The sequence below is a fragment of the Clostridioides sp. ES-S-0123-01 genome (assembly GCF_020658415.1).
GTDB lineage: Bacteria > Bacillota > Clostridia > Peptostreptococcales > Peptostreptococcaceae > Clostridioides.
On sequence record NZ_JACVWD010000001.1, the window covers coordinates 676,970 to 697,773 of the forward strand.

A 20,804-nucleotide genomic window follows, 5' to 3' on the forward strand; every position below is an offset into this window, starting at 1 on the left:
ATGTTGGCAATCGAAATCAACAATTTAGTAAAACAATATAAAAATGGTGTAAGAGCTTTAAATGGTCTAAGTTTTAGTGTAAAGACTGGAGAAATATTTTCTTTACTTGGTCCAAATGGTGCTGGTAAATCTTCGCTTATCAATATTTTGACCACTTTTTATAAGCCTACAGCGGGTAATGTAACGATGCTTGGAAAAGACTTAATAAATAATCCATCTTGGATACGCACTCAAATTGCTTGTGTAGCACAACAAGTATCTATTGATGAACACCTGTCTCTCATGGAAAACATGATATTCCAAAGCAAAATGTATAAAGTGGAACCACAAGTTGCAAAAGAAAGAATAAACTCTTTAATTGAAAAATTTGAGTTAACTAGTTACTTAAAGTATCCTACTTCATCTTATTCTGGTGGAGTAAAACGTAGATTAGATATAGCTATGAATATGGTGTCGTCTCCTAAGATTCTGTTTTTAGATGAACCTACTGTTGGTATGGATGTAGATTCAAGAAAAGCTATGTGGGATATGCTACTAAAAATTAGAGATGAATATGGTACAACTATTTTTCTAACTACTCATTATCTTGAAGAAGCTGAACAGCTAAGTGATAATATCTGTATTATGAAAAATGGAAAAGATTTGGCACAAGGAACACCATCTAGTTTACGTAATTATATTAAGCAAAATATACTTCGTATCGCATTTCATGATATTGAAGATATAAAAAAATATAAGAATGATATTAAAAATGCTTGCTTAGTTAAATTTATGAATATACATGAAAATTCTCTTTTCATAAGTGTAAAAGAAAGTAGAACTTCACTTACTTTAATAAATAAATTTCTTTTAGAGCATAATATAAAGTTTGATGCGATAGAAATTGTAGAGCCAAATCTTGAAGATGTTTTTTTAGCATTAACAAGTTCTAATAAAGATTTAAAGGAGGAATGGAAATGTTAAATATCTTATGGCGTAATATGAAATGGCGTTTTAAAAATCCAATTTCATTTGTAGTTACTATATTACAACCTCTTCTTTGGCTTATACTTTATAGCTCTGTCGCAAACCAAACTATGAGTGATATGAATGTCGATAATTATACAGCTTTTATACTTCCAGGTATAATTGTATTGGTTATCTTTTCATCATGTAGTAGTGGTGGTATCATCAATTTTATAATGAAAAATAGCGGGAGTTTTTATAGAGTTTTAATTGCACCTATTAGTCGATATTCCATTGTCTTTGGTCAGTTACTAGAAGCTATCCTAGTGTCTTTTATTGAAGTAGCAATTTTATGCATAGTAAGCATATTCTTTTCAGTAAAAATAGCATCTGGTATTGGTGGAATTGCTATAATGATAGTATTGATATTTATGACAGCCTTTTTTTTATCAAGCCTAGCTTATGCTATAAGTCTATTATTACCAAATGAAATAATTTATGAAACAATTATGACTGCCATTGTACTTCCTATTTTCTTTTTAAGCTCTGCTCTCTTCCCTGTTGAAGATTTATCTGGAGGATTAAAAATAGCAGTTATGCTCAATCCATTTACCCATGTTATTAATACTTTACGTAGTCTAATATTTGGTGAAACCATTCTGGTTGGAGATATACTACCTGTTATAGTGTTATTTTTAATATTATGTTGTGGAAGTTTCGCACTTGCTATGTGGAGACTGAAAAAAGAAATGGTAAGTTAATTTTTGAAGATAATGTGTGTAGATTTGTAAAAAACTAATCTATTATATATACACTAAAAAGTGGTGTTCCAAAATTATTAATTAAAATCATTTTGAAACACCACCTTTATAATTCATGCTACTTAAGTGTATATTTATAAATTTATACAAGAAACTATAAACTAAAGTACTTATATGTATAATTACTTATTAAACTTCTTACTACCTAACTTCATGTGGAACTTAGTATCTTTTGGAATACTTGGGTTTATACCTCTTAATGTAGGTATTTCTCCACATATCAATTGTATAGGTACTATGAAGTTAAACGTTTGATAGTAAGGATTATCTATAATATCTGCCTTTAAATTTTTATCTTCTTCTGCAACATCTCTACCTATGACAAATACATTGTCTGTCCATCCAGAAAGTACTTCAACCATCTTAGTTACTCTAGGTTCTCTTCCTGTATCTAGTATAAATATAGTAGAATCACTATTTATAGCATTGTATACACCATGTATGAACTCTTCAAACTCATATCCAGTTACAGGAATTCTCATTGTCTCTAATAATTTTAATGCTGACTCTAATGTATCTCCATATATATCAGAGTGACCTACTACTCTTATTTCTTTAGCGTTAACTAACTTTTCTTTGTTTCTTTCAATCCATTGCTCAGATGATTTATATACTGATTCAAATCTATCTATTGCATCCAATATCTTATTTATCTCTTCATTGTACTTTTCACTAGATATTATTCCCTTTTCTCTAGCTATTTGAAGACCTAATAACATTAAATTTAACTTTGTACAATAAAAGCCTTTTGTTTTAGCACCAGATTTTTCTTCACCACAATTCACTGTTAATATATAGTCAGAAATCTCATCTATTAGAGCATTTTTACAGCCTGCCATAGATGCTATTTTACAACCCTTGTCTTCAGCTAACTTCATAGCATTATATGCAGAATAACTACTTCCACCTTGAGATATTCCCACCACTAAAGTATTTTTATTATCAAATTTAAATGTATCTTCAGTTATCATAAATGGATACTTTTCTACAACATCTATGTCTAATAAATTTTGCAAATATGGTTGTACTTGCAATCCTGAGTGATAACTAGTACCTGAACCTGTTATTATAATCTTTTTTATATCTTCTTTCTTAATTTCATTAAATAAATTATCTGCATTAGATATCATTTCTCTCATTTTTGCTGGTGTTTCTAACATATAATCTTGTATTCTCATTTTGTATGCCTTCCTTATTCATATATTTAATAAATTATAATTTTCTTTCTATAATAACCCTATTGCATGTAAAGCAATTCCTCCCACTATAATGCCTAGAGTTAACTTTGTTACACTTACCTTTCGCTTTAACATGTAATATATTACAAATGCAAAAGCTAAAGGTAACATGTTAGGTATTATTTTATCTAATATATCTTGTAAAACCACTTCTGCACCATTTAAATTAAATTTTAGTGGAGTAGTTATACTCAACATTGTTGCAACCATTCCTCCTACAACGAATAAACCAACAGTTGTAGCCATAGACATTATTTTCTCCATAAGACCTTCTCTTTGTATTCTTTCAAGTGAATTTACTCCGACTTTATATCCATATTTAAGTCCAAGTATTCTTAGAGCAAATGCTGGGATATTGTACAACAGTAAGAATAATAGCGGGCCAAATATATTTCCTTCTTTTGCAAGTGATACTCCTATTCCAGCAGCTATAATTCTAAATGTTCCCCAAAATAGTGAATCCCCAATTCCCGCAAGAGGACCCATAAGAGCTGTTTTAACAGCACTGATTGAGTTTTCATCAAATTCTGAATTATTAGCATTCTCCTCTTCCATAGCTGCTGTTATACCTAATATAGCAGGAACTACTACTGTGGTTGTATTAAAAATTTCTAAGTGTCTTTCTATCGCTTTTGCTTGATTTTCTTTTTTATTATATAACTTCTTTATTGCAGGTAACATTGCATAACAATAACCTAAGTTTTGCATTCTTTCATAATTGAATGCACCTTGAAGAGCAAATGAACGCCAAAACATACTTCTTAATTCTTTTTTTGTTAGTTTATTCAAAGTCAATCTCTCCTTCCGTTAAAATATTAGTTGCTACTTGAGGATTTTGACTATTTTCTTTGCTGTTAATATAAAAGTTTAATATAACTGCTACACAGACTCCAAACAACGCTATTGCAGTTATATCTAGTCCAACATAAGATGCTAAGAGGAATCCTATAAAGAAAAATACAGACATCTTTTTTGAAAGTAGCATATCCATAAGTAGTGCAAATCCTACTGCTGGTAACAATGTTCCTGCAACACCTAATCCATCTAATATAACTTTAGGTATTGCATTTATTAACGTTGTAACTTTATCAGCACCAATCATAATTGCTAAAAATGTTGGAACTGATGTACTTAAAAAGAATAATACTACTGGAATCCACATCATTATAGTAACCTTTTTAAAGTCAGCTTGTTTAGCATAAAAAACTGCCTTTTGAGAAAAATATGAGTTTACTATTCTAACCAATACTCCAAGAGATTGTGCTAAAACTGCTACTGGCACTGCTACAGCTAGAGCAACTTCTGCACCATTTCCTGATAATATAGCAAACGCTGTACCTAATACACCACCTGTTACTACATCTGGAGGAGTAGCTGCACCTATTCCTGCAATTCCCATCCAAATTAATTCAAGTTGTGCACCAATCATAATTCCTGACTTTATATCTCCTAAAACTAATCCTACTAATGCCCCTGTAACTATTGGTCTATCAAACATAGACTGACCAAATATACGTCCATCTAATATACCAAAGCCTGCTATAATAGCTAACATAATAGCTTGTACTAACATAGTGAACCTCCCTCTTAATTTACATTAATTACATCACACTTTTGATTTCATTTTTATTTTCTAATAGTTCATTTACATGAACTATTCCATTTCTCGCTTCCTCTAAACCTGATTTAGCTAATAGCTTTGCATCCTCTTCTGTTGATAAAAGAATAGCCAAAAGCATCGGTAAATTTACTCCTGTCAATAACTCAAATTTAAACCCTTGTAAGAGTAAATTAGTACATATGTTTGCTACACTTCCACCAAATATATCTGTTAGTATGATAAGTTCTCCATTATTTTTGTTATTTGATAATATACTTATCATTTCTTTCTCAGCATCGTCTGCTGATTTATCTTTTGTCATACAAAAGTACTCAACATTACTTAATGAACCAATTATTAATTTACTTGTCTCAACAAGCTCCTTAGATAATTCTCCATGTGTTGCAATTAAAAAATTTTTCATTTTCTTTCTCCCAAATTATTTTATTAAGTCTGATAATTTTTTCTTTTTGTCTCTAGGTAACATTCTAAATTCTATATCAATTCCTAAATCAGTTATTTCTTTAAAATTGTTTATATCATTATCATCAACAGCAACTAAGTCTGTCAGCTTCTTCTTTCCTTCCTCGTATCTTAATCCACCTACATTTATTTCTTTTAAAACTCCTCCTGAGTTTTTAGCTACATCTAAAGCATCTTTTGTATTTTTTACTAATACTAATACATTACTTTTCTTTGAAGAAGCAAATTTTTCTACTATTTCTCCAGATTCCTCTACCCCCCTTATATATAAAGTTACATTGCTAGGCTTAGCTAAATTTAATGACATGGCTTTCATTTGATCGTTTTTTGCTTCATCATTTGCAACTAATATTACATTTATACCTAATGATGTTGTCCATCCATATGCTACCTGACCATGTATTAGTCTGTCATCAATCCTCATTAAAGATATCATTTTCCTCAAATCCTCCATTATATATTAAAATTTTTATTTTTTATCCTCTTGTTTATTTATAAAAGCAAAAAGCATGCCAACTAGTGGCATACTTTTTTTCAATTTTATTTATTTATTTTTTAATACTGTATTTTACTGAAGTGGACCATAAATAATATTATAGATATATCCGATTTCTGAAATAGATATTTGCACACTATAGCTCTTTTCTAGCACACTAAATGCATTTTTTATTAGTTTAACTTCACTGTGATGGTTTTTAATTAATAAATTCATATCAGTATATTCTTCAATCTCAGCTTGTCTAACCAATCTTTCAATCATACAACTTAAGTGAACATATAAAGCAATTTTTTTATCATTAGGAAGTTTTTTCTTTTGATTATTTTCTATAGCATTGATTCCTTCTTCTATTCTCTCTATTATTTTTTTTGAGTCTAAAATAGTCAGACTATCTATTACTCTAATCAGAGAAAAATTCTTTATGATAGAATCATTTATGTTTTTGATTTTTTCACTTTCTACTACTTTACTAAATATTCTAAAGACATCATCTTCTCCTTTTCCTGATATTATATCCTCTAGTAGTATGAAATCTACTCCATTTACATTTGGATTAGCAGTTCCTACTATGGCCAATACATCATACATTTTAAAAAGTGGATCTTTATCTCCCATAGAAACAAGACTCTCATAATCGTGCGGTATTATCTTAACATCAACTATCCCCATTAAGCTTTCTGAAAGTAGATGTTGGATTTTTATAGCAGTACCTATCCCAGTAAAACAAGAAGATACTATAGCATACTCTTTATTTTTTTGAGGATAATACAATTGTATGTTGGGTTTAATTTCTTCATCCATAATTTCTGCTATATCTTCAATGTTTTTACCTTGCATTAATAAATTACCTACCTCTAGTGCAAAAATAGTGGATATTTGGTCTATAAACAACATTGGACTACTTATTTTACTTTTTAAATCTTCATATATCAGATTAAGAGAGCCCATATCAAATAACACAACTAGTCCATTTTTTATCCTATCTCCTTCCAAGTATCTAGACATTTGATTTGATACATCAGCAATTGTCGCATCTATAGGCATATCTATAGCTGTAAATACATTTTTACCCAACATACGATTACATACATTTGCCATACTACTAGCAGTAGCATACCCATGTGCTATAATCATTGCATTAACTTTATTAGACTTCATTCTTATAACTGTCGACTTAATAAATATAATCATTATAATTATATCTACATTATTAAGATACATATCCAATCTATTTGCTATTAATGTCGATACTTTATTTACTATAGAGTATTCTTTGTAATTTTCTTTCTTTAAATATGTTAGTAATTTACTTTGTAAGATTTTACATTCATCAGACAATTGATAAGACTCATCCTTCAAATAAAGATACGAAGAAAATGCTAATACATTATTTCCATCATATTTTATATTGTTGTTAACTTCTAAATTTCTAAATATATCCTGCATTATAGATATTATAAGCTCCATAAGTACATTTTTATTTTCATCATTATTTGAAAAAACTAGGTTATCCATTAACCTAATCATTAAGTTTGAGCTCTTTTCACTAAATATCTCTTTTGTTATTTCTTTTTTTTCTAGTCTATCAAAATAATCTAAACACTTTGTAAGACTTTGATATATTATATTTCTTTTATTTCCTTCATCTGATGTCTCAATATTAAATTGTTTAGGAGAAAACACAATACTTTTGCTTTTAGCACTTTGGAACTGAAATATATCTACATTTTCTATATAAATATTTCTAGGAAGGTCTTGAAGTGTAACAAAAATATTTCCATTTCTTTTTTGGTTTTTTGCATATGCCCTTCCACATGCATATTTTATTACATTTTTACATTCACCTATATTACCTTTGAATTTTATCTTTAAAATCGTATTTAATGTAATTTGAGTTATCTCTATAGGTAAACCAAGCACCTTACTTTCCTCATATATAAAATGTTCTATAATCTTCCTTTTTTCAATAGTTCCTCTTTCCTCTATATTAGGAACATAAATATTTATAGGTATTCTTCTTAAAAAAGTCTGCAAAAACTCAGATAAGCTTTCTGTTGTAGCAAATACTAGCCTTACCTTAGCACTTCTATTTACTCCATTCTCTCCAATTCTAGAAAATGTACCTGTATCCATAAATGTAAATAACTTTTCCTGACCTTCACTGTTTAATCTATGTACCTCATCTAAAAATAATATACCACCATCAGATTTCTCTATTAACCCAGCTCTAGATTCATTTGCTCCAGTATAAGCCCCCTTGACATGTCCAAATAGTATACTTGATAATAACTCTGGATTATTATAGTACTGTGCACAGTTTAGTACATTATATGGAGCATTTTTTTCTAATATATTACTACTTACACTATACTTATATATTACCTTCGCTAAAAAAGTTTTACCTACACCACTTTCACCTGTTAGCATTATTGTAAGTCCATCATTTGGATAAAGTACAGCGGTTTTTATTTGCTCTATTGCCTCCTTTAGGCTACTTTCATGACCTATAATACTGTTAAATACAATCTCCTGCTTTAATAATTTACACTCATTACTAAGTTCATCAACACTTTCATAAATACTTTTTTTCGTAGGACCTATTGCATCATTTATCTTATTTTTTGGTAGAAAGATAACAGGTCTACTATTTATCTTTATAAGATTATCAGACTTTACCAAATCATTTAATAATCTGCTTGATTGAGTTCTACTTAAATTAAACTTTTTTACTATATCTTCTGTTACTATACCACTTTGTTTTTTAAGTTCATCAAAATTGTCAAATAATACCTTTTCATTTATAAAACGTAAAATTTCATTCTTCATAATCAACCTCCAATATAAATGTCAATGATACCAGTATATCCTTTATATATTAGTGAAAAAATAAATTATATTCTTTTATTCTAATAAATAGTACTGCACTAATTTCATACAATCAAATCCAATTATTACCATATAAATTGATAAACGAGTAAATAGAAGTGTATTTTGAATAGATTAAAATCTAAATGGATAAGTATATAATCAGTGCAAATTTAGGAATAATTTACATATAGAAACAACTCTACCTTATATTCTCCTTTATTAATTTTTTTCTAGAAATAATTTTTTTCTAAGTTAATTATATATTAAGAGTCTATGAAGATGAACAATTTAAATCAGCCTTGTTGAAAATAAAAAAATTTGAAAAAGAACTATAAAATATAAAAAGTGAACTCTATATCATAGAGTTCACTATCAGTGATTAATTTAATTTAGTATTTCTAGTACTGCATTTAATACAGCATGACCATTACAAGTACCATAGTTTACCATATCTATTATAGCTACTGGAGCTTTATCTCCAACTATAGATTTTACATCATCAAACATAAATCTAAGCTGTGGCCCAAGAAGCAAAATATCAAAATTACCAAGTTCTGATTTTATATTTCCCTCTCCAACTGCCCATATTTTACAGTCTATATCTCTTTTCTTTGCATCTTTCTCCATTTTATTTACCAATAAAGTAGAAGACATACCGCCAACACACACTAATAATATCCTAATCATTAATATCTCCTTTTAATCAAATCTACATATATTTTGATTAAAAAGTATATGTAGAAAAGTTTACATTTATAACTTCCTATATTTTACTTTTAAATTATATCAAATTTTTCCAATTTTTTCACTACCTTAACTCATTTTATATTTTTAATGTCCACTTTTCTACTTCTTCAGAAATATTTTCAGATTTTAATACAGCAGATATTATAGCATATCCATCACTATTTAAGCACTTAAGTTTATCTACATTATCTAGTTTTATACCACCAATCAATACAAATGGTATATCTATCTTTTCTTTAATTTCTTTGACAGTTTCAAATGATGCGGATTTAGCATCCAGTTTGGTAGATGTTGTAAATATAGACCCTATACCTAAATAGTCTGCACCATCATTTTTTGCACAGATAGCTTCTTCTAAAGTTCTTGCTGATACACCTAGTATTTTATCTTTCCCTATAAGCTTTCTAACTTCCTTTGCATCAATGTCACTCTGTCCTACATGCACTCCATCTGCATCACAAATAATTGCTATATCTACTCTATCATTTATTATAAACTTAACACCATGTTTTCTAGTTATTTCCCTTAGCTTCATAGCCTTTTTTAAAAATTCTTTTCCAGAAGCATTTTTTTCTCTGAGTTGCACCGTTGTTATTCCAGAAACAATTGCATCTTCAATACATTTATAAAAATCTCTACCTTCTAGCATTTCAGAATCAGTCACTAAATATAACTTTAAGTCTTTTTTTAAACATTCTTTATCTATCATTTACAGCCTCCTGTTGACCATTTATTCATTTAAAAATTCAATATTAGAGTTTTTACTTATAATCTCTTCATCCATTTGATAAATAGAATTCATTAGCTTTTCTTTAAATGTACCTATTGGTGGATTATTTAAATTAGCCAGCTCCCCACTTAACGACATTGTAAGTACACCCATTGTAGCTGCTTCTAATTTATTTTTAGTCACAGCCATAAAACTTGCAATCAAACTAGCAGTCATACACCCTGTGCCTGTAATACCTTTTAATTTATCAGTTCCATTATTTATTTTATATGTATTCTTACTATCAGTTATTATATCTATTTTTCCAGTTGCTGCAACTATACATTCAAGCTTCTCAGAAACTTTTTTTATTATATCAGTAGAATCTTCTTCATCATCAAAGGAATCTACACCTTTACCCATTACATCAAAGCCACCTATAAATTTTATTTCTGCTATATTCCCTTTAACCACATCAAATTTAACTTCATTTAAAAGCTTATTTGTAAGTTCTGCTCTGGCTTTACTTGCAAAGACTCCCACTGGGTCTAAGATAACAGGTTTATTGTATTTATTTGCCGCCTTTCCAGCCAATAAAAACAAATCTAATATATTTGAATTCATAGTTCCTATATTTATAACTACAGCATTTGCTATACTTACCATTTCTTCTACTTCCTCATATGAAAAACTCATAAGAGGGCTTGCACCTATAGCTAAAGTTACATTAGCACAATCATTTATTGTTACATTATTAGTATAGTGAATTACTAATGGGTTTACTTTCTTTACTTCTTCAATTAAATTATACATATTCTACCTCCATAAAATTTTATTATTCAAACTTATAAAAATGATGTACTGGGCCTACTCCATGACCTATATCAAAACTATTTTTTATTGCTTCTGTTATATAAATTTTACTTAATTTTACTGCTTCTTTTATTTCATAACCTAATGCAAGATAAGATGTTATTGCAGAAGATAATGTACATCCTGTTCCATGTGTATTTTTTTTATCAATTCTTTCACTTTTATACACTTCAAATATATTTTTACCAACTAAAATATCCACTGCTTCTCCATCTAAATGTCCGCCTTTCATAAGAACAAATTTAGGTCCAAGCTCTAATATTTTCTTTCCTACTCTATTCATATCATCTACATTATGTATTTTTATTCCTGTAATTTCTTCTGCTTCTGGAATATTTGGTGTAATTATATATGCAAGTGGTATTAAATACTTAATTAGATTCTCCTTTGCTTCTGGTTTTAATAAATAATATCCACTTTTAGATATCATTACAGGGTCTACTATTAAATATTCTGGATTATATTTTTTTAAATTTTCAACTATTTCAAGTATAATTTCTGGGCTTGAAACCATTCCTATTTTTACTGCTCTTGGAGGTATGTCATCAAATACTGCCTCTATTTGTTTTTTTATTATACTTTGGCTTAAATCTTCTACAGCAAAAACTCCTTGAGTGTTTTGTGCCGTTATAGCTGTTATTACACTCATTCCATATGTGCCAATTGCACTAAAAGTTTTCAAATCAGCTTGGATTCCAGCTCCTCCAGATGAATCTGAACCAGCTATTGTAAGTGTTGGTATTTTATAGTTACTCATTTATACCCTCCTAAAAATTTAATTTAAATAGATTAACTAAAAAAGCTATACCTACAATAGGTATAGCTTAGAAATTCGCATATATCACAAATAATACATACTTAAGTTTTATACTAAGCTTTCCTACGCTGGCATTATCCAGTTCAGGTGTAAGGGTCGGTATTCCTCTCAGCTCTTGGCTCCCCTAGCTATTTTAATTTATTATATTTATAACTTCATTATATTACAATAGTATTTATTGTCAAGTTTTTACACTGTATACACTTATTTACAATATAATTAAATACACTTACTTCAGTTCTTTTATCTCTTCTCCAATAATATAATTTTCTTTATTGTCAATTGAATCTATAAGTATATTGGGATTTTTTATTATAGATAATTTTTTATCCCTAGTTAACTTTTTTATATAGTATTCTAATTTCATTGCATTACTTTTTGTATTTGTTACAAAATAAACCTCTAACTTTTTAAATCCCCTTGCTCTTGTATACTTTGAATTAATTCCTGACTTATGCTCATTCATTCTTCTTTCTATATTGCTAGTATATCCAGTATATAGAGAATCATCTTTGCACCTTATAATATATGTAAAATACATCTTAATTCACATCCTTAAATTAAATATATAAACATTATATTATAAAATAAAAAAAACTGCTGTAAATTTTATATATTGGTCAGCTATAACAATAACTCAAATGTAAATTCGTAAAGTAGATTCTAAAAGTATTTGACGCTAAATTTTGACATATTAATAACATATTTATTCTTCTAACAAAAAATTCACAAATATAAAAAATAAAATTTTCAAAAAAATTATAATTTTCAAAAAAATAAATTGACATATATAAAAAAATTATGATAACCTAATAAAAAGGGGGCAATGATTATGGAAAACAATTTAATTATAGCTAAAAGCAATAATATTGAATTATCACAAAAGAACTTATTTAAAGTCAATTTACAGATAGGTGTAGACTTTACACTTTTGTCAAAATCACTTAAAGCCTTTTATAAAAAAGAAGAAGATTTTTATTGCATTGCTCTTGCACCATGCAATGTATCTGATGAAAAAGCAAGCAAGAAGATAAATATTCCTGAGATGATAAAAGAAATTAATACTTTAATTGAAAGTGTAACTGATAAAAGTGAACTTTTAAGTGAAGAAATATTTACAAACAATCTATCAGAATTTTTCGACGAATCTTTAGATAACATTTATATAGAGTTAAGACAAGCATATCTATATCTTAAGAAGAATACAAACAATCTTGATATAGAAAACTCCATTGAATATGTATTCGATGTCAGTATAAGTAATAAAACAAAAATGAAAGAAAATCCACTAATTAACTTTAATTCACTTTCTTTAGTGGTATGGAGTGGTGAAACAAAAAATATTTTACATCAAATGAACATTTTAGATTTAGAAAATATTCACTCCTCTTTTTCAGAAAACGATGCAAATATGACTTTTTATCGAGATGATAGCCTCAAATATGAAGTTAACAAAAACAGTAAAAATATAAGAGAAAGTAATATAGATATAATTGAACAAATGATTATACTTCCAGATAATTCAGACTATGATAAAGATGAAGTTGAAAACATGAAAAACAGACTTTCAAACATAAATGGAAAATATCTACAAACACTTAAAGAAAAAGATATAATTATAAAATTAATAAATTCAAATTTAACTGATGAACCAGAATTTAGTGATTTAAAACACCAATTACCTCCATGCTGGGTAAGATCAGGTAAAACTTGGAAAGATGTACCTGGGGTATATAGAAACAACTCTATTGTGGCTAAAATAGGTTATAGTAACCCTAGTTATGCAAATGTTCATTCAGCTAAAAATTTGGAATTACATGAAACTGCACATGCTATAGATAAAAATGTATTAGACAAAAAATCAAATTCAGAAGAATTTATGGAAGTGTTTATTCAAGAAAGGTATAAACTTTATGACCCTAAACAAGTTGCACATGCATATATTAGTAAATTCCCAGAAGAATTTTTTGCGGAATCATTTGTGCATTATTATCTTGATGAAGACTCAAAAAATATATTGAAAGAAAATTGTCCTTTAACATATAATTTTCTTGAAGAATTAGAACTAAGCTATGAAACACATTAATACTTAATAATATATTTCTATTTAATAAAGTACTCTTTATAAAAGACTTTTTGATATTTATGTTATAATATTTCTAATGGTTATATTTTAAAATAGTTTATGTAGCCCATAATTTAAATAAATAATAAAAAGGATGAAGAGTTATGAAATTAAACAGAAACGATGCTTGTTGGTGTGGAAGTACTAAAAAATATAAAAAATGTCATATGGATATAGATAATAAAATAAATTCATTCGCTCAGCTAGGTCATATTGTACCTACTCACGACATCATAAAAAATGCAACACAAATTGAAGAAATTAAAAAAAGTGCTGTAATAAACACAAAGATTTTAGATTATATTTCGGACAAAATTAAAGTTGGAATGTCTACAGAAGATATAAATGAATTAGTCCATAACTTTACATTAGAAAATGGAGCTATTCCTGCACCACTAGATTATAATGGTTTTCCTAAAAGTGTATGTACATCAATAAACAATGAAGTTTGTCATGGTATCCCAAGTAAAGACATCCTATTAAAGGATGGAGATATTATAAATATAGATGTGTCTACTATTTTTAATGGATATTACTCAGATGCTTCAAGAATGTTTATGGTAGGAAATGTTAAAGAAAATGCAAAAAAATTGGTTCAAGTTACTAAAGAATGCATTCAAAAAGGTCTTGAAGCTGCTAAACCATGGGGATTCTTGGGTGATATAGGTAATGCTATTAATTCTTATGCAAAAGAAAATGGATATTCTGTTGTTAGAGAAATTGGTGGGCATGGAGTTGGACTAAGTTTTCATGAAGACCCATTTGTAAGTTATGTTTCTAAAAAAGGAACTGAAATGTTGTTGGTTCCTGGAATGATATTTACTATAGAACCTATGGTAAATGAAGGAACTCATGAGATTTTTGTTGATGAAGAAAATGATTGGACTATCTACACAAAAGATGGTAAATTATCTGCTCAATGGGAGTGCATGGTTTTAGTTACAGAAACAGGAATTGAAATTTTAACTCAATAAAATATAAAAGCCTATAAAGATTGAGCTTTCAATCTTCATAGGCTTTTCTTTTGTTAATGCACATCTATTGCATCAACTGGACAGCTTTCTCTAGCCTCTTTTGCTGATTCTTCAGCATCACTTGGTATTTCATCAACTATAACATGTGATTTTCCATCATCAGCCATGTCAAATACTTCTGGGCATATTGATGGACATAATCCACAACCTATACAAGTATCTTGATTAACATTTGCTTTCATAATAAAATCCTCCTAGATGTTACAAATTTAAAATTTTTGTTTACCAACGATTGGCGAACTAAAACTTTGACCTTCAGTTCTTTTTTATTATGTCCTCAAATTTGAAAATAATACCTTTTCAAAATAAATTTTATAAAATTTATTAGTTGTGTTATGATTATTTTTCTTTATAATCTGATAAAACCTCGTCCATTGTATAAAACTTAATCTATTATTTCTATATTTTCTAATGCCCTATAAAACATATTAGTACCATATACTTTTTAAGATAAATATTACTACTCAATATCTTTTTTAATCTCAACAATATCTTCTATGTTACAATCTAATGCCAAACATATTTTTTCCATTGTAGCCATAGAGACAACTTTATCCTCGTTCAATTTACTAATACTTGAACTTCCTAGTCCTGTCATTTCTTTAAATTCCATTTTTTTTATTTTTTTATCAATTAATAATTTCCATAAGCGATTGTATGAAATCATTTTATCACCTCTTTTAATTTATTTTATCATAATTAACCCATTAAGGGCAATATTTCTCTTTTATAGTTAATTTTTCTTGACTTTATTATGAAATAGTAATATTATTAAATTAACCTTAAAAGGTTAATATTAACTATTTAAGGATTGGAAAGCATAGTATGGCACCTTGTTTTAATGCTGAAGGCTTAGTTATAGAAGATAAAGAAAATGTATCTACTGCAGAAAAATATTTCGTAATAAGCAGATACTATTATGATGGCAAAACTATTGCTTTTATAGAAATAAATAACACTAAATACAAGACTGAATATGTTAGAAACTTTGACCAGTATGTAGACGAATTTTTTATTTTGGAAGCGCTTACAAGAATGCCTTAGTGCTTAAGGGGTGATATAGATGTGTTTTAATACTTACATACTGAAAAGAGTTTTAAACAACAAGTAACTAGAATTAACTCGTAGTTTTGACCTAGATAATCTTATTGATACTGCAACAGAGATTTTGAAAAATAATAAGATTAATTTGATAATTATTGATGAAGTAAACAAGGTTGTTTGGAAAAATGAAAAAAGCACTCCCGCTCATGAGAATGCTTAGTTATAGCTATAGAAGTGTACTACCAATACACTTCTATTTTTTTATTATATCATATAATTTTGTGTATGAAAAAGACTCATTTAAATCAATTTTAAGATGTGTTAAGTAACGCTCTTGATAGTTTTATACATTAATAAATATACAATATAATTATAACATGTCTTATGTTTTAGTATAATAATTTTCGTTCGTTTTATTATTACAACTTCTACTATAGTTTTATATAACCTGTTAATATTTGTAATATTTTAGATACTCTTTATACTTACATTGCTGCTATACTTTTATTAAGAAAATTAATACAATATGAATTTGTTATTATAGAAAAGAAAGTAATATGTTAAAGGAGGTTTTTGTATTGAAATTACAAGAAAAATGGATTGATTTATTAAATCCAAGATATATTGAAAATGAAGAAAAAAGAAAGAAAATACAGATTATAATATTTTTTTCTATAACTTTTGGCTTAACTTATTTATTAGGTTTTCTATTATATTTCAATAAGTTTATTGACCCAGGAAATTTTGCATCATTCATAATGATATTGCCTTTATCTTCTGTCGCTATTGCAAAATTTTACTCAGAAGGAAAAACTAATAATGAGTATAAGTTTTATTCATTAGTAATATTACTTTTTCTTAGTTATTTTTTATTATTTATTGCTAAATCATTTAACTTAATAAACCTCAATCAATCTCAATTAGTGAATTCTATATTAATTTTAATAAGCAGTTTATATCTTATTATTTATTCTTTTAAATCAAAAGAACTGTATATTCTAAAAAATGTAAGAACAGGTGCTTTATTAATTATCTACTTTATATTTTCTCAAGTTATCCTTGGATTAATAATAAGTAGAAATAATCTTAATTATAATGGTATTTTATTTTATCTGAACCTTACTATAATATCATTAATATATATTTATCCTTTTTTGTCTGAAGAATATGGCTGGAGATGTTTTTTACAAAGTATTTTCTTTGATAAATTTGACAAAAAAATAGGTGTTATAATTGTAGGTGTTTGTTGGAGTTTATGGCATTTACCTCTACAATTTACATTCTATAGTCCAGATGCTCCAATACTGGGAATTGTAATTCATTTAATTTATGGAATCGGACTTTCTATATTTTTAGGTTATGTTTATTTGAAAACTAAAAATATATGGATTTGTTCTATAATTCATGCTTTAGTTAATAGTTTAGATGTTATTTGTAATAGTTCTGAAATGCCACTTAGCTATTATGTTATTTTAGAGAGACTTATATTTGTATCACTATTTTATCTTCCTTTCCTCTTTACAAAAGAATATAAACAACATACATAAAAAAATTATTATGCTAAAGGAGGTATATACTATGAACTTTGGAAATATCAATCTTATACTTATTGGAGTAGGAATTATAATATTAACTACAATAATATCTTTAATTAAACCTAAAACTAGTTTTTGCAGTGAAAAATATTTTAATAAATTAGAATCAACGTATGGAAATATAGATAAGAAAAGAACTGTTAAACTAGAAATACTTTCTCGCTATGTAATGGGTCTTGAATATATAGCAATAGGTTTATTCACAAGAAAATTAGACATTACAATAATAGCAATGATAATAGCGGCCATTATAACAACAGCATTATATTATCTAATTAGAAAGAAATATATAGCTATATAAAATCTAATAGGATTAATAGCAAAAGAAGGTAACAACTAACTAGTTGCTACCTTCTAAAATATACCTGATTTTATTGGGGGGTCTTTAAATTAAAGTATCTATATAATTTTTTTGCCCATTAATATTTTGATTTTTCTTGTATTTTTCAGCATCTTTATCTAACTTTTCTATTCTTGACTCAATTTTCTTTATTTCCTCTTGAGTCATACTCATAAAATCTTTAAGCATATTTTCAAGTTCTTCGCGAGTTTTACCTTCTAAAAATAAATTTTCAAGTTCTTTATCTTCTTTATCAATATGTTTTTGTTCTAGTTCTTCTGACTCTTTTTCATTATCGACGCCTTTTTGATCTAATTCTTCTACCTTTTCTTCATTTTTATCATTAAGTTCATCTGTATTTAATGATTCCTCTTTTTCTCCTGTATTTAGAGAAATTGGATATTCTTCCAAAATAGTATTTTTATTTTCTTCTTCTACATTACTATTTTTATTTTCTTCTTCTGATTTAAATAAATTTCTGATTGCTTCATTTATTTTTTTAGAATAAAGTTCTTGTTTATCTTTTAAATCTTTAATTCTATTATCAAGTTCTTGTTTTTGTTTCATGATATTAGATAAATAATTATTTTTTTCTATAGTTTCATTTTTCTTAATAATATTTGTATTTTTTTTTGTATTTTTTATGTTACTTTCATTATTTAATAAATATTGGCTTCTATATTGACTAGAAATTTTCATTATATTTACCTCTCCAAAATAAATTTATTCTTATATTAAAAAAGTAATTATATGTTAGTTTTAAAACCATTCATATAATTACTTTAAAACATACATTAATTACATATGTTGAGATATAAAAACACCAGAATACTTGCTTAATACATCTGCAAAATCATAATTTCTTCCATCTATAAAACATTTATCCTTCCATGTACTTGTATTCCCAGAAATGCTTATTGTATCTCCATTCTCAAGTCTAATATTTTTCTCGTTTTTTAAATTTATGTCCTTTTCCATTGCGTTTGAAATAACCAGATTAGAAAACGATAATGCTAAAATACTAATTGTTGCTAATGACATAGATGTTATTTTCTTAAAATTTATACAATTATACCCCTTCAATTATCTTATATTTAATCATATCCTAGCACTATAGAGGTAAATTTACAAGAAATCTGCATAACTAGTCAATAAACACGCAAAATCGGCTAATATTTTTAAAAAATTATTTTTTTTCATAAAATAGTAATAATTTATACAAATACCTTATATATTTTAAAATATTATCTATTTATGAAATCTAATGCTTTGTAAAGCGTATCATTCCCCTTTATCATAGTGAACTTTTCTTTAGTCATAGAACCTATCTTTTCACATGCTCCACCACCAACAACAGCACCTACTCCTCCAAATAAAACTCCTTCTGCTAAAGCTCTTCCTATCCCACCTTTAGTCACAGTTTCACCATTTTCCAAAAGTTCATATTCTATAACATCACTATGACTATATATAATATACATTGTCTAACTCTTCGTATTCGTAGGATACTTCTCTTTTATTCTTTTTTACAGGTTCTAGATTTCTTATTTTCACTATTTTTGCTGGTATACCAACAACTGTGGCTCCATTAGGTACATCTTTAACAACAACTGAATTTGCACCTATTTTTGAATTAGAACCGATATTTAAAGCTCCTAGTATTTTTGTTCCAGCTCCAATTAATACATCATCGCCAACAGTTGGATGTCTCTTGCCAGTATCCTTTCCTGTAGCACCCAAAGTAGCTCCTTGATATATTGTTACTCTATTTCCCACTTCAGCTGTTTCGCCAATTACAACACCCATTCCATGGTCTATCAAAATACCTTCTCCCATTTTAGCTCCAGGATGTATTTCTATACCAGTCATAAATCTGGATATCTGGGATATTAATCTAGCTGAAAAAAGCATCTTCTTCTTATAAAGAAAATGAGCTATTCTATGCATTATCATTGCATGCACTGATGGATATAGTAAAAAAACTTCTATCTTAGATCTAGCTGCTGGATCATTCTTCATTATATATTCAATATCTTTATTTATTTTTTTAAACAAAGTATTCACTCCCTCAAATAAAATTATTAAAATATTCCCATGGACATATATTTATCTACTCCATCTGGAGCTACTGTTACTATTTTTTTATTTGGATATTTTTTCGCCATTTCCATAGCTCCAAATATATTTGCTCCAGAAGATATACCTACCAAAATCCCTTCCTTTGATGCAAGTAATTTAACTGTATCAAAAGCATCTTCATCATCAACTAATATTACTTCATCAACTACACTAGAATCATAATTTTCAGGAACAAAGTTAGCTCCTATTCCTTGTATTTTATGAGGTCCAGTTTTATTTTCTGATATAGCTGGAGATTTTTTTGGCTCAAGTGCAACTACTTTTATATTTGGATTTTGCTCTTTTAAATATCTTGCAGTCCCTATTAAAGTACCACCTGTTCCAACTCCACATACAAATATATCTAAATCTCTAACATCATTCATAATTTCAACTGCTGTTGTTTTATAATGTGCATTTGGATTGTCTTTATTTTCAAATTGTTTCAAACTTTTATAGTTTGGATTTTCTCTCAATAGTTCATTTGCTTTTTCTATAGAGCCCGACATTCCAGCTTTTCCATCTGTAAGTACTAAATTTGCTCCATAAGCCTTCATTAAATCTCGTCTCTCGATACTCATAGTCTCTGGCATTACTATTACTACTTCATATCCTTTTAATCTTCCTATCATGGATAATGCAATACCAGTGTTGCCACTAGTTGCTTCTACTAGTACATCACCCTTTTTTAATTCTCCTCTTTTTTCTAATCCTTCTAGCATTTCATAAACTGCTCTATCTTTTATACTTCCTGCTGGATTTACTTTTTCTAATTTTACATATATGTTAGAACACCCGTTAGTACATCCTAAATTATTTAACCTTACTACAGGTGTGTTTCCTATCAACTCTAATGCGTTATTATATAACATACTACTTCCTCCTATATGTCCAATTCTATTATCAAATTGATAACGATAAATATATTATAGTATTATCATTTTGATA

Annotated in this window: 24 protein-coding genes, 1 pseudogene and 1 riboswitch; of the genes and pseudogenes, 7 read left to right on the forward strand and 18 right to left on the reverse strand. The window is 27.6% G+C overall.

Translation table 11 applies throughout. The features are described 5' to 3' along the window. Positions 1-963 (forward strand): ABC transporter ATP-binding protein, encoded by a 963-nt coding sequence (locus IC175_RS03055; protein ID WP_227851090.1) that lies wholly within the window; start codon positions 1-3, stop codon positions 961-963. Further along, positions 957-1,706 (forward strand): ABC transporter permease, encoded by a 750-nt coding sequence (locus tag IC175_RS03060; protein ID WP_227482393.1) that lies wholly within the window; start codon positions 957-959, stop codon positions 1,704-1,706. Before IC175_RS03055 ends, IC175_RS03060 begins: the two co-directional genes overlap by 7 nt. Positions 1,707-1,888: 182 nt before the next feature. On the opposite strand, the gene IC175_RS03065 is transcribed toward IC175_RS03060, so the two are convergent. The 11 genes from IC175_RS03065 to IC175_RS03115 form a co-directional block, all read right to left on the reverse strand. Next, positions 1,889-2,944 (reverse strand): SIS domain-containing protein, encoded by a 1,056-nt coding sequence (locus tag IC175_RS03065; protein ID WP_227433048.1) that lies wholly within the window; start codon positions 2,942-2,944, stop codon positions 1,889-1,891. Between the two features lie 48 nt (positions 2,945-2,992). Beyond that, positions 2,993-3,793: a PTS system mannose/fructose/sorbose family transporter subunit IID gene (locus IC175_RS03070; RefSeq protein WP_227433047.1), complete on the reverse strand. Its 801-nt coding sequence runs from the start codon at positions 3,791-3,793 to the stop codon at positions 2,993-2,995. Further along, positions 3,786-4,577, reverse strand: a complete 792-nt coding sequence (locus IC175_RS03075; protein WP_227831103.1) for a PTS mannose/fructose/sorbose/N-acetylgalactosamine transporter subunit IIC — start codon at positions 4,575-4,577, stop codon at positions 3,786-3,788. Before IC175_RS03075 ends, IC175_RS03070 begins: the two co-directional genes overlap by 8 nt. Before the next feature lie 28 nt (positions 4,578-4,605). Next, the gene (locus IC175_RS03080) at positions 4,606-5,028 is read right to left on the reverse strand and encodes a PTS sugar transporter subunit IIA (protein ID WP_227433043.1); all 423 of its coding nucleotides are present in this window, start codon (positions 5,026-5,028) and stop codon (positions 4,606-4,608) included. A gap of 15 nt (positions 5,029-5,043) precedes the next feature. Beyond that, on the reverse strand, positions 5,044-5,523 hold the full coding sequence (locus IC175_RS03085; RefSeq protein ID WP_227433042.1) for a PTS sugar transporter subunit IIB: 480 nt from the start codon (positions 5,521-5,523) through the stop codon (positions 5,044-5,046). A 132-nt stretch (positions 5,524-5,655) separates the two neighbouring features. Then, positions 5,656-8,412: a sigma 54-interacting transcriptional regulator gene (locus IC175_RS03090; RefSeq protein WP_227433040.1), complete on the reverse strand. Its 2,757-nt coding sequence runs from the start codon at positions 8,410-8,412 to the stop codon at positions 5,656-5,658. 426 nt (positions 8,413-8,838) lie between these two features. Beyond that, on the reverse strand, positions 8,839-9,141 hold the full coding sequence (locus IC175_RS03095; RefSeq protein ID WP_227433038.1) for a PTS sugar transporter subunit IIB: 303 nt from the start codon (positions 9,139-9,141) through the stop codon (positions 8,839-8,841). A 136-nt stretch (positions 9,142-9,277) separates the two neighbouring features. Further along, positions 9,278-9,910 (reverse strand): thiamine phosphate synthase, encoded by a 633-nt coding sequence (gene thiE / locus IC175_RS03100; RefSeq protein ID WP_227831105.1) that lies wholly within the window; start codon positions 9,908-9,910, stop codon positions 9,278-9,280. 21 nt (positions 9,911-9,931) lie between these two features. Further along, positions 9,932-10,723 carry a hydroxyethylthiazole kinase gene (gene thiM, locus IC175_RS03105; protein ID WP_227433036.1) on the reverse strand — a complete coding sequence of 264 codons (792 nt, stop codon included), beginning with the start codon at positions 10,721-10,723 and terminating at the stop codon, positions 9,932-9,934. Positions 10,724-10,745: 22 nt separating this feature from the next. Next, entirely contained in the window at positions 10,746-11,540 is a 795-nt protein-coding gene (gene thiD, locus IC175_RS03110; protein ID WP_227834565.1) for a bifunctional hydroxymethylpyrimidine kinase/phosphomethylpyrimidine kinase, read from the reverse strand. A 103-nt stretch (positions 11,541-11,643) separates the two neighbouring features. Continuing rightward, positions 11,644-11,736: riboswitch (TPP riboswitch) on the reverse strand. Between the two features lie 93 nt (positions 11,737-11,829). Then, on the reverse strand, positions 11,830-12,141 hold the full coding sequence (locus IC175_RS03115; protein ID WP_227433034.1) for a GIY-YIG nuclease family protein: 312 nt from the start codon (positions 12,139-12,141) through the stop codon (positions 11,830-11,832). Between the two features lie 291 nt (positions 12,142-12,432). Here IC175_RS03115 and IC175_RS03120 point away from each other — a divergent pair, with 291 nt between their 5' ends. Together IC175_RS03120 and IC175_RS03125 are read left to right on the forward strand one after the other, a co-directional pair. After that, complete coding sequence (locus IC175_RS03120; protein ID WP_227482387.1) at positions 12,433-13,686, forward strand: anthrax toxin lethal factor-related metalloendopeptidase; 1,254 nt, start codon at positions 12,433-12,435, stop codon at positions 13,684-13,686. Between the two features lie 143 nt (positions 13,687-13,829). Next, positions 13,830-14,699, forward strand: a complete 870-nt coding sequence (locus tag IC175_RS03125; protein WP_227851091.1) for a methionyl aminopeptidase — start codon at positions 13,830-13,832, stop codon at positions 14,697-14,699. Between the two features lie 53 nt (positions 14,700-14,752). On the opposite strand, the gene IC175_RS03130 is transcribed toward IC175_RS03125, so the two are convergent. Both IC175_RS03130 and IC175_RS03135 read right to left on the reverse strand, forming a co-directional pair. Next, a complete protein-coding gene (locus IC175_RS03130; RefSeq protein ID WP_227433029.1) occupies positions 14,753-14,941 on the reverse strand; it encodes a ferredoxin in 189 nt (62 codons plus the stop codon). Positions 14,942-15,219: 278 nt separating this feature from the next. Further along, positions 15,220-15,426, reverse strand: coding sequence for a helix-turn-helix domain-containing protein (locus IC175_RS03135; RefSeq protein WP_227433028.1), 207 nt, complete (start codon positions 15,424-15,426; stop codon positions 15,220-15,222). A gap of 158 nt (positions 15,427-15,584) precedes the next feature. Here IC175_RS03135 and IC175_RS03140 point away from each other — a divergent pair, with 158 nt between their 5' ends. The 3 genes from IC175_RS03140 (at position 15,585) to IC175_RS03150 (ending at position 17,699) form a co-directional block, all read left to right on the forward strand. Continuing rightward, positions 15,585-15,803, forward strand: a complete 219-nt coding sequence (locus tag IC175_RS03140; protein WP_227851092.1) for a hypothetical protein — start codon at positions 15,585-15,587, stop codon at positions 15,801-15,803. Between the two features lie 578 nt (positions 15,804-16,381). After that, positions 16,382-17,350, forward strand: a complete 969-nt coding sequence (locus tag IC175_RS03145; protein WP_227482384.1) for a CPBP family intramembrane glutamic endopeptidase — start codon at positions 16,382-16,384, stop codon at positions 17,348-17,350. 31 nt (positions 17,351-17,381) lie between these two features. Continuing rightward, a complete protein-coding gene (locus IC175_RS03150; protein ID WP_227836074.1) occupies positions 17,382-17,699 on the forward strand; it encodes a hypothetical protein in 318 nt (105 codons plus the stop codon). A gap of 84 nt (positions 17,700-17,783) precedes the next feature. Here the strand turns inward: IC175_RS03150 and IC175_RS03155 are convergent, their stop codons facing one another. The 5 genes and pseudogenes from IC175_RS03155 to cysK all read right to left on the reverse strand — a co-directional run bounded on the left by IC175_RS03155 (position 17,784) and on the right by cysK (position 20,728). Next, the gene (locus tag IC175_RS03155) at positions 17,784-18,437 is read right to left on the reverse strand and encodes a hypothetical protein (RefSeq protein ID WP_227851093.1); all 654 of its coding nucleotides are present in this window, start codon (positions 18,435-18,437) and stop codon (positions 17,784-17,786) included. Positions 18,438-18,536: 99 nt separating this feature from the next. Then, positions 18,537-18,779: a hypothetical protein gene (locus IC175_RS03160; protein WP_227836072.1), complete on the reverse strand. Its 243-nt coding sequence runs from the start codon at positions 18,777-18,779 to the stop codon at positions 18,537-18,539. A 203-nt stretch (positions 18,780-18,982) separates the two neighbouring features. Next, positions 18,983-19,093: pseudogene (locus IC175_RS03165) on the reverse strand (cell wall hydrolase); the annotation flags it as partial. A gap of 109 nt (positions 19,094-19,202) precedes the next feature. Next, a complete protein-coding gene (gene epsC / locus IC175_RS03170) occupies positions 19,203-19,793 on the reverse strand; it encodes a serine O-acetyltransferase EpsC (protein WP_227834567.1) in 591 nt (196 codons plus the stop codon). 26 nt (positions 19,794-19,819) lie between these two features. After that, the gene (cysK, locus tag IC175_RS03175; RefSeq protein WP_227433021.1) at positions 19,820-20,728 is read right to left on the reverse strand and encodes a cysteine synthase A; all 909 of its coding nucleotides are present in this window, start codon (positions 20,726-20,728) and stop codon (positions 19,820-19,822) included. Positions 20,729-20,804: the final 76 nt, after the last annotated feature.